Source organism: Enterococcus sp. BWB1-3, from assembly GCF_016745275.1.
Lineage (GTDB): Bacteria > Bacillota > Bacilli > Lactobacillales > Enterococcaceae > Enterococcus_L.
Genome location: NZ_JADOEP010000018.1, coordinates 33,084 through 48,514, shown reverse-complemented (window position 1 = coordinate 48,514; position 15,431 = coordinate 33,084). Strand labels below are relative to the sequence as shown.

At 40.1% G+C, this 15,431-nt stretch carries 10 protein-coding genes; 1 reads left to right on the top strand and 9 read right to left on the bottom strand.

Annotation, left to right across the window (positions count from 1 at the left end):
- Positions 1-50: 50 nt before the first annotated feature.
- The 9 genes from IW492_RS12465 to hutI form a co-directional block, all read right to left on the bottom strand.
- On the bottom strand, positions 51-1,388 hold the full coding sequence (locus tag IW492_RS12465; RefSeq protein WP_202067964.1) for a bifunctional folylpolyglutamate synthase/dihydrofolate synthase: 1,338 nt from the start codon (positions 1,386-1,388) through the stop codon (positions 51-53).
- 79 nt (positions 1,389-1,467) lie between these two features.
- Entirely contained in the window at positions 1,468-2,796 is a 1,329-nt protein-coding gene (locus tag IW492_RS12460) for an APC family permease (RefSeq protein WP_202067963.1), read from the bottom strand.
- Positions 2,797-2,898: 102 nt separating this feature from the next.
- On the bottom strand, positions 2,899-3,513 hold the full coding sequence (locus IW492_RS12455; protein WP_202067962.1) for a HutD family protein: 615 nt from the start codon (positions 3,511-3,513) through the stop codon (positions 2,899-2,901).
- A 21-nt stretch (positions 3,514-3,534) separates the two neighbouring features.
- Positions 3,535-5,211, bottom strand: coding sequence for a formate--tetrahydrofolate ligase (locus IW492_RS12450; protein WP_202067961.1), 1,677 nt, complete (start codon positions 5,209-5,211; stop codon positions 3,535-3,537).
- 27 nt (positions 5,212-5,238) lie between these two features.
- Positions 5,239-5,865 (bottom strand): cyclodeaminase/cyclohydrolase family protein, encoded by a 627-nt coding sequence (locus tag IW492_RS12445; RefSeq protein WP_202067960.1) that lies wholly within the window; start codon positions 5,863-5,865, stop codon positions 5,239-5,241.
- A 13-nt stretch (positions 5,866-5,878) separates the two neighbouring features.
- Entirely contained in the window at positions 5,879-6,778 is a 900-nt protein-coding gene (ftcD, locus tag IW492_RS12440; protein ID WP_202067959.1) for a glutamate formimidoyltransferase, read from the bottom strand.
- A gap of 58 nt (positions 6,779-6,836) precedes the next feature.
- Entirely contained in the window at positions 6,837-7,373 is a 537-nt protein-coding gene (locus IW492_RS12435) for a folate family ECF transporter S component (protein WP_229444415.1), read from the bottom strand.
- A gap of 1,130 nt (positions 7,374-8,503) precedes the next feature.
- Positions 8,504-11,584: an AAA family ATPase gene (locus IW492_RS12430; protein ID WP_202067958.1), complete on the bottom strand. Its 3,081-nt coding sequence runs from the start codon at positions 11,582-11,584 to the stop codon at positions 8,504-8,506.
- Between the two features lie 149 nt (positions 11,585-11,733).
- Positions 11,734-13,005: an imidazolonepropionase gene (hutI, locus tag IW492_RS12425; RefSeq protein WP_202067957.1), complete on the bottom strand. Its 1,272-nt coding sequence runs from the start codon at positions 13,003-13,005 to the stop codon at positions 11,734-11,736.
- Between the two features lie 221 nt (positions 13,006-13,226).
- Between hutI and IW492_RS12420 the strand changes: the two genes are divergently transcribed.
- On the top strand, positions 13,227-15,251 hold the full coding sequence (locus IW492_RS12420) for a urocanate hydratase (protein WP_202067956.1): 2,025 nt from the start codon (positions 13,227-13,229) through the stop codon (positions 15,249-15,251).
- The last annotated feature ends 180 nt before the right edge of the window (positions 15,252-15,431 follow it).

Sequence of the window (15,431 nt, the reverse complement as noted above, 5' to 3'; positions counted from 1 at the left end):
CTCGCCAAAATTAATTTGACTCCGTCTTATTTTAATCAAAGCAAACACACTTATTTCTTTTTACTCTGCTTCGCTGTTTCATTTTTTGTTTCACTGATCAGAAGCTGTCTGACCTGAGAAACAAAATAAAGCGAACCGGTGACAATCAAAAGCTCATTTTTATTCATGGTCTGTTTGAAATGATAGATCAATTCCTGCCAATCAGCAGCATGGGAAATTTCCGGATGCTCCTTAAGCCAGCTTTCATCAAAGACCATAGCCTTTGGATAAGAAAAGGTTGTTACATACACGCGGACATTCGGAATTGCTTGAAGCAGTAAAAGCATTTTCTGAATATCCTTTGTCACCAAAGCAGAAAATAGAATAAACACCTGCTGATGGCAGAATTCGTTCTGAATCGTTTCAACCAAGCGCTCAACTGCCGCTTCATTATGCGCGCCGTCCAAGATAATCAATGGTGTCTGATTGACAGGCTCCATTCTAGCCGGCCATTGCACTCGTAAAAACCCACGATAAATATTGTCAGAACACACCGGCAGCTCGTTCAATTCACAAAATAATTCATACAAGCAAAGAGCAACGCCGGCATTTTCGATCTGGTGTCTGCCTGCAAGCGGCAGACGCAGATCATACAGAGAGAGATTCCGACTATAATAATGAAAGAGCTCTCCCCAAAAATCCGCAGGGTGTTCATAGCTGACCTGAAAGCCTTCCCCTAAACAGTATAACTGACTTTGTTGTTTGCCGGCTTCTTTCTGTACAACCCTCAAGGCTTCTTTAGGGAGAGGACCCGTCACAACAGGTACGTACGGTTTAATGATTCCTGTTTTTTGACCAGCAATCTCCGTCAGCGTCTCCCCCAAAATATCTGTATGATCTTTTCCAATCGTCGTAATTGCCGTTAATAACGGGTGACAGACATTTGTGCTGTCCCAGCGTCCCCCTATGCCGACCTCCATAATCAATACATCCACCTGCATATTGGAAAAGTAATCAAAAGCCATTACGGTCAATAATTCAAATTCTGTTATTCCTTTTGTTTCCTGTACCTCATCCAGCCGCATAACTAATGGTTGATATTTTTCAACATAGGCGATTAACTGCTCATCAGAAATCGGCTGTCCATTGATTGACAGGCGTTCATTAAAACACTCAATATAAGGGGAGGTAAAGGTGCCTACGGACAGACCTGTTTCCTGCAGCAAACAGCTCAAGTAGGTAACAGTAGATCCTTTCCCGTTAGTCCCGCCAATATGAATCGTGGGGACATTTCTTTCAGGATGTCCAACCATTTTAAGCAAACGGTTCACACGACGCAATCCCGGACGCTGACCAACAGGTATTCTCCGGTGAATCCAGGCAATTGCTTCCTCACTGCTTATTCTCATTCTCCCCATCCTTGCGTTTAAGCACATAATCTTTTTTTCATTATGGCTTTCCAGTTTCTGCTATCTTTCGATTCGCTAATCAAATTTCTCCATCGGCAGCTTCATTTTTACGATTCAATACAAAATATAAAATCGTTGCAACAACAATACCAACAATACCGGAAATAATATTAATTGGATCAGCAGCTGCCAGCATCCAGATACTAACAATAATGGATAGGATTGGAATTACCGGACCAAATGGTAAGCGAAAGACCGGTACGTGATCCATCCCTTTTTTGCGCAGCCAGATAACGGATAATGCGGTAGGAATATACTGAATAAAACGAAAGACAACACTTAATTCCGCAAGCTGCTCAAATGAGCCGCTCAACAGTAAGATTACCGTTAGTACTCCTGATACGATGATAGCAACGATGGGAGCGCCACGCCCATTTTTTCTGGCAATCATTTTTGGCAGCAGGCCTTCATCAGAAATTGAGGCACCATATCGAGGAATCATCACGGAATCACCCATGTTCAACCCAGCAATGGAAACTAATGCCCCAATGGAAATCAGCCATTTTCCTGCTGGACCAATCATTTTTACAAACGCATCTTGAACAGGTGCATTACTTTGTAAAATGCCTGTTCCCAGCATAGCAATCGTTCCGGAAATAATTATAAAATATAAGATCGAAACAATACTAATCGAACCAATAATTGCGATTGGCACATTTTTCTTGGCATTACGCATTTCTCCAGCAACAACCGGCAGCGCTTCAAAACCAATAAAGGCATAAAAAACAGTTAACGATGTTGAAGCCATTGCCTGTGATAGTGTCATATCCGGATTCAGTTGTAGAAAGGGTGTAAAGTTTCCTTCAGAAAACCCATGTCTAATAAAGAAAAGGCTGATAACTGAAAAGGCAATAATCGGAATCAGTTTTGCAATCGTAATCGTAATCGTAAAAATCTTTGATGTTTTAATCCCAAAGCTGTTGATCAAGGATAAAAACAAAACAAGTAAAATACTAATAATGGTATTCTTTCCTTCTAAGCTGGGAAAGGTCACAATCAATAATTTAGCAAAGCCGGCAGCCATAGCTGACCAGGCGATAATCGTGACAAACCAACCCAATAAGCCCACGTTGAAACCTACAAGGTCTCCAAAAGCTGTTTTAGAATACTGAAAAGCACCGCCATTTTTGTTAAAATACCCAGCTACCTCTGCAAAACAAACAGCCAGCATCAATACTAAAACAGCATCCAGCAGCATAGCGATCAAGGAGGCCGGTCCCAGATCCCTGTAAATCGTTCGAGGCAGCAGGAATATCCCTGAACCAATTACTGCATTAATCCCATATAATGTTGCACCATTCAAACTAAACTTGGACTTTTCGTTTTCCATCTCCTGATTCTTGTCCATATTTTTCTCCTCTCTGGCTGTAATCCACTAACAGTCAGTAGTTTTTTTAGATTAAAAAAGGTAACGCTTTCAAATGTTCATCTTAGCGTGAACATTTTTAAATCATTCGCTCATTCGCGCAATAGTTGTCCAAATTGCCAGTGGTTCACGATGCGTTCTTTTCTTCGGGATTGCTGCCAATAACAGCTGGAATGTATGTTCCGAGAAAAGTATGCTCTCCTCACCGCAAAGCTGCAGTGACGAAATACATTCATTTTTTTCAAAAATCTCCACCAACACATCTGTTAACGCATAAAATAGATAGGTTTTACCAGGCTCGATAAAATAAGGCTGTTCCTTCATCAAAGCAATCATTTCCCCAAAATACTCCGGTCGATAAATTAGATTGAAATCCCGGCATTTTCCATAGCTTGTTGTCTTTTGACCACCATCAAAGCAGTGGCTCTCAAATGGCTGGAGAATGACTCTTTCTACTGTATCAACTGGATATACATGTTCTAATGTCAAAGATTGCTCAATCGGCATAATTAAACGCTTATAGCCGGGTAACTCGCTGAAAATAGTTGTTTCCAAATCAACTCTTGCACTAGACACTCGATAGTCAAATTTACCGATTTGATACTGCCCCTCTGGAGGGGAAAGATAGATTTCCGTTGTCTTTCCGCCGCTCCAGTCAGAGACATGATACTCTTTTGAGGTTAATCTACAAATTCCCATGCAGGTCTCTAAACATTCTGGCTAAAACAGACCAGAGATATTCCCATCTGCATCAACATCAATACGTTCAGCTGCCGGTGATTTGGGTAAGCCCGGCATTGTCATGACGGCACCTGTTAATGCAACAATAAAGCCGGCACCTGCTGAAACTTTTAAGTTTTTGATTGCCACAGTGAAGTCCTTAGGCGCCCCAATGAGACTGGCATCATCAGAGAATGAATACTGTGTCTTCGCCATACAAATCGGATAGTTGGAAAAGCCCAGTCGTTCCAGTTCCTGCAGCTCTCTACGAGCAGCAGGAGCTAATTCAACCCCCTGACCCCCATAAACCTTTTGGACGATTTTATTTAATTTTTCTTCAATACTATCAGATAGCTCATATACGTAGCTAAAGGTATTCGTCTGTTCTGCCAATTCTATGACCTTCTTAGCCAACGTTTCACCGCCAGCACCTCCTGAGCCCCAGACATCAGATAATACAACCTCTACGCCGCGATCCTCACAGGCTGCATGAACTGCTTGTAATTCAGCTTCTGTATCTGTCGGGAATTTATTGATCGCTACAACCACCGGCAGACCATAGACATTTTGAATATTTGACAGATGCTTCTCCAAATTAGGCAGACCATTGATCACAGCTTCGACATTTTCTGCTCCCAATTCTGTCTTTTTAACACCGCCATGCATTTTCAGAGCGCGAATAGTTGCCACCAATACTACAGCATCCGGTTGTAAATCAGCCAGTCGGCATTTGATGTCAATGAACTTTTCCGCACCTAAATCTGCACCGAAGCCTGCCTCAGTTACAGCATAATCAGCATATTTCAAAGCCATTTTTGTTGCCAGTACACTATTACAGCCATGAGCGATATTGGCAAATGGTCCACCATGGATAAAGGCTGGTGTTTGCTCCAATGTTTGAACTAGATTAGGATGAATTGCCTCTTTCAGCAGAGCAGTTAAAGCCCCTTCAGCTTTCAAGTCACCTGCAGTGACGGGCTCTCCGGTAAAGGAATACGCCACAATGATTTTGCGTAATTTTTCTTTCAAGTCAACGATATCCTTTGCCAGACAAAGGATTGCCATAATTTCCGATGCTACCGTAATGTCATAGCCATCTTCTCTAGGAACGCCGTTGACTTTTCCCTGAAGGCCATCTACAATATGACGCAGCTGTCGGTCATTCATATCCACTACACGTTTCCATGTAATCCGTCGGGAATCGATCCCTAAGCTGTTGCCTTGATGGATATGATTGTCCAGCAAAGCTGCCAGTAAATTATTAGCTGCTCCGATAGCATGGAAATCACCAGTAAAATGAAGGTTGATATCTTCCATTGGAACCACCTGGGCATAGCCGCCGCCAGCAGCACCTCCTTTAACACCAAATACAGGTCCTAATGAAGGTTCTCTCAAAGCAATAATTGCATTTTTTCCAAGCTTTGTCAGTGCATCAGCCAACCCGACTGAGGTTGTGGTTTTCCCCTCTCCAGCTGGTGTTGGAGTAATAGCAGTAACCAGAATCAATTTGCCGTTTTTCTTATCTTTTAAGCTCCCTAATTGATGAACGTTGACCTTTGCCTTATATTTTCCGTACAAAGATAGATTTTCTGCATCAATTCCGGTTTTTTCAGCGATCTCCTCAATTGGTTTCATTTGAACCGTATTTGCAATTTCAATATCTGATAAATGAGTCATCCTATTTATTCATCCTTTCCATCTAAGCTAAACTATCTTTAAAATTTCTGCATAAATCTCATCTGCCAACCGACAGCCTTCTGTTAAAATCTTTTCACCAGTCATGCGGTATTGCTTCACAAATTCTTCATTCTTGATCCCTGAAAGGTTGATCAGTACATTCAGCCAAGCTCCTTGCAGTGCAGATTTTAAATTCAGCGCTGCAACACCCAAATCACTGGCAGCATTCACATTAGATTTACCAACTGCTTCTTTGGTAATATGAAGCGCATAAACAATTTTCTCCATCATCTGATAAGGGGTTTTAGCAGCCCCCTCCAATGCTGTCTGCATAGCCTCTCGTCGTTTGGCTTTTTCATCGTCTGTTTCTTTCGGCATAGAGAAAACAGCTGATACGGCGTTAAACGCCTCTGTATCTTCGTCAATTGCCCGCAGCAGCTCCTCTTGTGATTGGGCAGCATCCGTCTGACATTTTTTCATAAGTGCATCAAATTCTGCATATTTCTTCTTACCCACCGTTAATTCTGCAACCATTTTCGTCAATGAGATCCCCATTGCCGCTGCTAATGCTGAAGCAGAGCCGCCGCCGGGTGCCGGCTCGTCAGAACCAAGTACCTGCATAAAATCAGTTACAGTCAAGTCAACCAGTTTCATTTTTTTCCTCCTCCTAGTTTAATAAATGATTTTCTAAAACTTGTTTACCATAATCAAAATCCTCAACCTGCAGATAATATTCCGCACAGTCAATCAGCGCCTTTGCCGGAGTTAAACCAATAACCTCTGTTCCGATAATATTGACACCGTAGCGTTTTGCTTCAAAACGAATCGTTTCAACAACACGGTAAAGGGGCGTTCCTTCAAAGTTCACCATATTCATGGATACTTGTGCAATATTGCGATCCTCCAGCATTACACCGATACCTTTACAATACTTAAAGCCGCCGCTTGAGCCGCGAACAATCTTTGCTATATTATTTGCAATGGTAATATCATCTGTGTCTAAATTCACATTGAATGCCACCAGCGGCATTCTTGCACCAACAGCAGTGACACCCGCAGTCGGATGGATTTTTCTTTCACCAAAATCGGGTGCCCATTCTTCTTCCTGTAATTTTTCCGGCATTCCTTCAAATTGACCTTTACGCACTCGCGCCAAGTTTACCCGATTTGGTGTGCTGGCTGATTCTTCATACAAGAAAATAGGGATATTTAATTCATCATTGATTCTTTTTGCTACCTTTTTAGAAATTTCTACACATTCCTCTGTCGTGATATCCTTAATTGGAACAAACGGTACTACATCAGTAGCCCCCATTCTTGGATGCTCACCTTTTTGCTTAGTCATATCGATATGCTCGCTTGCATATTTTACTAATTGAAAAGCAACCTCCTGAATACTATTTTCATCACCCACAAGAGTAAAAACACTGCGGTTATGACTACTGTCAGAAGAGTAGTCCAACAACGTTACGCCACCTACACTCTTCGCTGTTGTTACCAGTCCGTCGATTATTTTCTGGTCGCTTCCTTCACTGAAGTTAGGGATGCATTCAACTAATTTTGCCATTTATACTCATCCTTCCTTTTGCTTCTCTCTATTTTTTCAAACTCGGCCGACGATAACGTCATACCATGTTTCTTGACACATCATTTAATACCGTTTTCATGTTCCTTTGACTAAATAAATATTGACCGACCATAACTTTTATCGGTACAACAATCAATTCTTTGCCTATCCGTAATGGTAAAAGCTCAATGATCGGCAGCTTCAACATCAAATTCAGCCAAATAGGTGTTAAAATTAAGCTGATGATAACCATGACTGCGACTTGAGCGGTAATATTACGTTTAAGCGTCACTTCCTTTTTATGGAAAAACAGGCTGTAGATAAATGGTGCTAAAAACGCATTGATCGTAAATCCAAAGAAAAATGCTGCCTTCGGAAATAAAATCATTCCGATGATATCTGCAATTGCTCCACCTGTTCCTGCAAACCATGGCTGAAATAAATACCCCATAACCATTAACGGTAAAAAAGAAAAACCAATTCTGATAATACTGGTTTCAAAAGATAGAAACCGAGTTGCCACAACTGACAAGGCAATAAGTAGACCCATAAGAGCTATTTTTCGTCCCATTGAATAACCGTCTGCTTTATACAAATCTTAACCTCCTCCCCGCGCTGGACAGCGCTTTCAAACCAAAAATATCACTGTTCTTTTCGAGTGTCAACATAGGTAAAATCCAGATTTTTTGCCGGAATTTGCTGGTTTTTTGACAAAAAAAAAGACTATTTTTTTCAAACTAAAAAAGGCTCTTTTATTTTAGAAAAATAATTTGACACTTTTTTGACAGCTGTGAATAGAATAGACGGAGCTGCTCAAATGAAGCTGCAATAATTAAGTGCTTTTTTAATTTTTTTTTAAATCGATGGCAAAGAACAACACCACAAAGTGACTGTCAAATCACTGAGAAAAAAATACAGACAGATTTAGAAGATTTTAAGAAAAAAAGAAGGACAGATTCCTTTAAACCAAAAATCAGGTTCTATCATGTATTTTGACGTTTAATAGATTACTTGAACTCCCTAAAAATAAGTGAAATTTTATTTATTTTTAACCAAATTTTAATCTTATTTACACAAAAATCCGTAAAGAATGATCATTGGATCAGCAAAAAAAATGATTTTATTAGCAGATTTTGGCAGTACATCTTCTAAATTCATTATAGAAAATGCTCTTATTTAATTTCATAGGGCAACTTTTAATAAGGCTGATACTTCTCTGGCGATAAATATAGTTGATTCAACAAACAATAATCAGTGAATTAGGAGACACTGTTAACTACGTAAAAAGAGAGGACTGCCATAATTCATTTCCCATAAGTAAAAAGGGAAAATATTCAACTGTCTATTTCCAAATCACCTATACTATTTCGTCAAACACAGGAAGCTTCTAGCAGTTATTCGTTAAAAGATAATAACTCCCTGTTTTCCTAAGTAATTTATTAAAATATTAGCTTCTGAGGGATAAACCATACTATTTAATTATCAGTTATAAACCATTTCCTAAAAAATCAGAGAGAGGTTGTGACAGAAGTGTTCTGTCTCAAGAAATAAGTCGAACTATACGAAAATAGCTACTCATATTTTCAGTATAGTTCGACTTATTTCCGAAGAGACAGCTTCTGGAACACCGTTTATTCGGTTTTAGGGATCTCAGATATACTTATGTCACAGTCTCTCTCTTTTATCCCAATATCTATTCAAATTTAATACCTGCTTACCTATATTTCAGACTGATTCATTTACAGAAGTAGATGGTAACAGCTTGGTAAACAATTCCTCTAGCACCTGTAGTTCATAGCGATCGCGATAAACGCTCAGACTGGCTGTTGCTTTTTCATAATAGTAGCTCTCACTATGTACTAATAAGACTGCCAGTGGTTTATCTGCAATTTGTTGATGGACTAGCTGATGCTTGACCAAAGCTTTCACGAAATAGACGATACCGGCATCTCGAGGATTTGAAAAGGTATCTAGATATTCTTTAGAGTTTATCAAAAATTTATGGACTGCTTCGTAATTTTCTTCCTGCAAATCGATCAGAGCAGTATATGCATTTAGCTGTATTTTTTTCCACAAGGAGGGCAACTTCGTATACAAATTTTGAGCTTTTTCAAAATATTCCCTTGCACGCATATAGTTTTTTTGTGCAAATAATGCAATGCCCATATCAACATAAAATACAACCAAACTAGAATAAACTCCAGTTCCTTCACAAAGAGCCAGTGCCTTTTCCTGAATAGCCACAGATTGGTTGACATTTCCACGTAATCGTTCAATTTCAGCCAGGTAGTCGTAAGCTGCAGCAATATTTACGGCATATTTCTTCTTAATGGCTTCGGTGATCGTAAAGGTGGTAATCGACTCATAAAAAAGTCGTTCTGCCTGCTCTTTATCACCGCTCATCAAGTAGTACAATCCTTTTAGACGTAATAATATTCCGATAGATTCATGGTTATTTGCTTTAATAGAGGCATTCATTGCCAATTCGATATAATGAAACATATCAACAGCATTATCTGTTTGAATGTAGTAATAAATCATCTGGCGATACCCTTCCAGTAAGTATTCTTCATTATGGAAGCTTTTGGATTTGAAAATCACCCGTTGGATGTTTTCGATCCCTTGGTTGTAATCACCGCAATGAATGAGGTAACGACCTTCTAAATATAAAAACTTAACCAATAACAGCTGATATTTTTCGGTCTGTTCATGGTGCGCTTCAAGGTCAGCCAGCTGCTGTCGAATATTCCTAAAACGCTCAAAAGTATATTCCTGTTCTACATCTATTGTCCTATTCCCTCGGATTTCCTGACGATTGTATACAGGAAACAGCTCATGCTGAAATTTGAAAAAATTCTGCAAATAAGCCAACTCATACTCAAGCGATTTTAATTCTTGTTTTGCTTTCCGATAATGATAGGCAATTTTTGATAACAGCAGCGGATCACTTGACTCTAGCGGAACCTGCTCTTCCAGAATCACCGCAATTTTTCCGTGAAGGATTCTTTTTTTAGCTACCGACTGATTCAGATAAATAAACTCTCGCAGCTTTACATGTGTAAAGCTGGCGTGACTTTCTTCCTCATACAGTTTTTCTTCCAAGATATTTTTATTAACTAATCTATCGATGGCATCGATAATGACCAGCTGATCTTTTCCCAAGAGCTGAGCGATCAATGAAATCGGGGCCATATCATAGAAATAAGATACAATATCAACCACCTCTTTTTCTACAGGGGATAAATAAGAAAAACGATTTTTTATGGCGTCCTGCATTTTAACAGTCATAACATCCAGATTCATGTTCATTTTTAACAGCCCAATGTACTCAACTAAAAAGAAGGGATTCCCTTCGGTATAATCGAACAAATGGTTCATCGTCATGGTATCAATCGGTAGATTGCCCAGCTGCTTTTGGACAAATGCTATGGTTTCCTGTTTAGAAAATGGTGCCAGCCTAATCGTAAGCAGCTTTTCATAATTGATAACAGTTGCCATGAAATTTTCGATATCCGTTTGATACCCAGTCCGTAAGGTTAAAAGGAATAGAGCTTCCCCATGCTTCACATGCAGCATTAGGCTGGTCAGCAACCCGATACTTTGCACATCCATCCATTGAATATCTTCTATAAATATAATCACTTTTTTTGTTTTGCTGATTTTTTGCAGTACTTCCAAAATAACCTGTGATAAATAATTGATATTACTCTTTATTTCTGTCTCGATATAGTCGGCTTCTTGTGGAGCATTTGTTAAACTTGGGAAAAATTTGGCAACTGTTTCCTGCCATAAGATGCAGTCAACTAAGCATTCCTCTTCGATGATTTGTGTAATTTGTTCAATGAGCCCTCGCCAAGGACGCAGCAAATGATCTTTTTCAGCTTGATAACAGGAGACTTCCAGAATATGGAAATCCTCCTGAACATTTGTGAGTACTCGTTTACTCAAGGCACTTTTCCCTACACCGGCATCGCCGACGATCAGTGCAGAATGATAGGGCTGATCTTGAGAAAATAAATTAAAGTTTGTTTCCAGCTGTTCAATTTCAGCCGTACGCCCAAAAAATAGCGTCGATGCCTTCCTTATCTTATGCTGCTTTTTATGATTAACAATTGCCAGTGTCTTTTCATAAATTGCTTTTGTTTCGCTATTTGGCAAAATTCCCAGTTCCTGTTCCAATAAGCTGGACAGCTCATAGTAAGTTTCAATGACTTTTCCAAAGCGCTGATTATCTTGATAATACTGCATGAGCAGCTGATAGTTTCGCTCGTCAAATTCATCAATAGCAATCAGCCGTCGAATATTTTCTTCTACATGGGTCAATTCATTGTTATGAAGATCCTGTTCAATTTTTTGATAGCAGGTTTGAACAAACCTTTGTTCATAAAAATTCTGCATTTTTACGACCCATAGATCAAATGCCTCGGAATCCTTTAAGAAAAATCCCTTCAAAAAATCATCCTGATACAAATCGAAATGCGCAACAGGATTTGATAAAAAAGAATTGATATCGCTTTCAATTTCCAATGACTCATTCAGGGTCAAAATTGTTTTGTTTGGAGAAACAATATAGTCATCACCAAGGACCTTATTAGCTTGATAGATTGTATTGCGTAGATTCTTTTTGGCACTTTTTTCTGATTTATTTACCCATAAAAGTCCGGCAACCTCATCTCTGCTAGCTGTTTTATTCACAACCAAATAATAAAGAAGCGCATTTATTTTAGAGAACGAAAAAAGAATGGGCTGTCCATTCAAAAAAATCTGGGGCGTACCGAATAATTGAAAATATACTGTATCTTTCATCCTATTCACCTTCTTTTCCAAGTCTCTTCTGTTTATTTTACGACAAAACAAACAGAAAAGACAGCATGTTAAAACCCGTTCATAAAGTAAACCCAATCAAAAAGGTTTTCTCTTCAGAACTTCAGGAGAAAACCCTTTTGATCTTTGTTTTATGAATTAACCCGCTGCCGTTCCCGTACAATAAGTTTTCCGGCTTTGTAGACTTCAGAAACTAAATTTGTCGCAAAGAAATACAATGGGAAATCAATATTGGGTGTGTCAAAAATAGCAATATCGGCTTGCTTCCCCCTATCCAGACTGCCGACTGTCTCATTTCTGGCAACAGAATATGCAGCATTAATCGTAACTGCGTTAAAGACCTGAATTGGCGTCAGGTGCATCATAAAACAGCCAAGCTGCATGATGAATTGTAAATTGGCTGTTGGACAGCTGCCAGGATTACTATCGGTCGACAGACTAATTGCCATCCCCCTGTCAATCATTTTTTGCGCCGGTGCATAAGTATCCTCCATCAAGCTAAAGGTTGTTCCCGGCAAAAGGTTGCCAATAACGTGATTTTTGCTCATTTTCTCAATTCCTGCATCTGTAGCCTTCATTAGATGCTCAGCACTGACCGTTTTAAGCTCAGCTGCCACATCCACTCCGCCAATCGAATCAATTTCATCTGCATGTATCCGCAACTTGAAGCCCAGCTCTTTTGCTGCTGTCAACAACCGTTTTGATTCCTCTGCCGTGAATACCCCGGTCTCACAAAAAATATCACAAAACTCTGCCAAATTCTCAGCTTTTACTTTCGGCAGCATCTCATCAATCAGCAGATCCAAATAGCCAGCTGGATTTTCCTTGTATTCAGGAGGTACCGCATGGGCACCCATAAAGGTTGAAACTAAATCAATATCATGGGTATCATTCAAAGCTTTAACAACCTCAAGCTGACGTTTCTCTGTTTGCCAATCTAAGCCGTAGCCGCTTTTTGCTTCTACAGTTGTAACGCCGTGAACAACCATTTGATTCAAAAGCTGTTCAGATTTTTTCAATAAGGTCTCAAAAGAAGCCGCTCTGGTTGCACGAACGGTACTTAAAATCCCCCCACCTCCAGCGAGAATATCCAGATAACTGACACCCGCTAGTTTTTTTGCAAACTCATTTTCACGACTACCGCCATAAACCAAATGAGTATGGCAATCAATCAGGCCCGGTGCAGCAAATTTCCCTGTATAATCAATTATTTCTGTTTCCGAATCAACCAAGGTACTATCCGGTTCGCCACTTCCGACCTTCAGAATTTCCCCATCCTTAATGGCAATATAACCATTATCAATGAGCGTTCCCTCAGACATCTCAGCACCTCTAAGCGGATGCCCTTTGTCTACCGGACAAAAGACTTGACTAAAATGACATAAAATTTTATCTGCTCCCATACATATACGCTCTTCTTTCTCTAGTAAGATTTATACTCATTGAATCATTTTCGTGTCTAATTTCTGTCAAAAAAAAGAAAGCGCTTTTTAAACAGCAGTCTTTCTTTATAATAATATCTATAGACATTTCGTTGACAAGCACCGTTTACACTAGGGAAGTAACCAGCCTTGGAGGTTTTTCCAGGGAGAATATAAAGAGTTCAACTAGGAGGAGAAAAACAATGGTCCTATACAAAGAAATCGAGGCAGCAATGACGATCAAGCTGGATGACGTACTACCGGAAAAAACAGTTTTTCAAGAAGGGATTCGTCGTGCACCAGATCGAGGCTTCCGCTTGAGCAGGGCACAGACAGAAACCGCATTGAAGAATGCACTGCGCTATGTTCATCCAAAGTACCACGAAGAAATAATCCCAGAATTTTTAGAAGAGCTGAAAACAAGGGGCAGAATCTACGGCTATCGCTGGTATCCAAAGGAACGCATCCACGGGAAGCCGATCGATGAATATAAAGGACACTGTGTCGCAGCAAAAGCTATGCAGGTAATGATCGATAACAACTTGGATTTTGAAGTAGCTTTGTATCCCTATGAGCTGGTGACCTATGGCGAAACGGGACAAGTCTGCTCGAACTGGATGCAGTATCAGTTAATTAAGCGTTACTTGGAGAATATGACCGACGAACAGACATTGGTTGTTGAATCGGGGCATCCTTTAGGCCTGTTCAAATCTAAAAAAGATGCCCCGCGTGTCATCATCACTAATGGTCTGTTGATCGGTGAGTATGATAATATCGAGGACTGGGAAATCGCAGAACAGATGGGAGTTACTAACTATGGACAAATGACTGCAGGCGGCTGGATGTACATTGGTCCTCAAGGAATCGTTCACGGGACATTCAACACGCTGTTAAACGCGGGACGGTTGAAATTAGGGATTTCCGATGAAGGCGATTTAAAGGGAAAACTATTCATTTCTTCCGGCTTGGGCGGTATGAGCGGCGCACAAGGAAAAGCCGGAGAGATAGCGAATGCTGTAGCAATTATTGCAGAAGTGGATCGTTCAAGAATTGATACGCGGCTTGAACAGGGTTGGATCAGTAATGTTACTGAGACACCTGAAGAAACCATGATACTTGCAACGGAATATCTGGAAAAGCAGGAATCAACGTCGATCGCTTTTCAGGGCAATATTGTTGATTTGCTGGAATATATCGATCAAAAGAACATTCATGTAGATCTGCTATCGGATCAGACGTCTTGTCATAATGTCTATGAAGGCGGTTATTGCCCAGTGGGTGTTTCTTTTGAAGAGCGTACTCGATTGTTGGCAGAAGATCAGGAAACATTTAAAACACTTGTGGATAAAACTTTGGCTCGTCATTATCAGGTCATTAAATCATTAACTCGCAAAGGAACTTATTTCTTTGATTATGGTAATGCATTTATGAAGTCAATTTATGATTCCGGGATCAAAGAGATCTCTAAAAATGGTGTAGATGATAAGGATGGCTTCATCTGGCCTTCCTATGTTGAAGATATCATGGGCCCAATGCTGTTTGACTATGGTTATGGACCATTCCGCTGGGTTTGTCTGAGTAGAAAACATGAGGATTTAGTTGCAACGGATCATGCAGCAATGGAGGTTATTGATCCAAACCGTCGCTATCAGGACCGTGATAACTACAACTGGATTCGTGATGCAGAGAAAAATCAGCTGGTTGTAGGGACTGAAGCACGAATTCTTTATCAGGATGCAATGGGACGTGTGAATATTGCACTAAAATTCAATGAAATGGTTCGTGAAGGCAAGATCGGTCCAGTAATGCTTGGGCGAGATCACCATGATGTGTCAGGTACAGATTCACCATTTAGGGAAACATCCAATATCAAAGACGGCAGTAATGTTACCGCAGATATGGCAACACAGTGTTATGCAGGGAACGCAGCAAGAGGTATGAGCTTAATCGCCTTGCATAATGGCGGCGGTGTTGGAATTGGCAAGTCAATCAATGGCGGCTTTGGTCTTGTTTTAGATGGCAGCGAACTATGCGATGAAATCATTAAATCTGCCATTGCCTGGGATACTATGGGGGGCGTTGCCCGACGGAATTGGGCCAGAAATGAGCATGCGATTGAGACATCAATCGAATATAACAAATCACGGGCAGGCTCAGATCATATCACCATTCCTTATTTAGCAGATGAGCAGCTTGTTGACAAGGCAATTAGCAGTTTATTCAATTAAATAATGAAACACACTTAAATGACTCTGCTCCTTCGTAAATTTGAGTGTGTTTTCTTTTAAAAACTTAGGGAGTTTCTGGAAATTCCAGCGGTAAATATTTTTGTAATTCTTTATGAACTTGTCGTCAGGACTACTTGTGTATGCACTGCATAAGCTGCGGCTTCTCTCATAATTTTCACA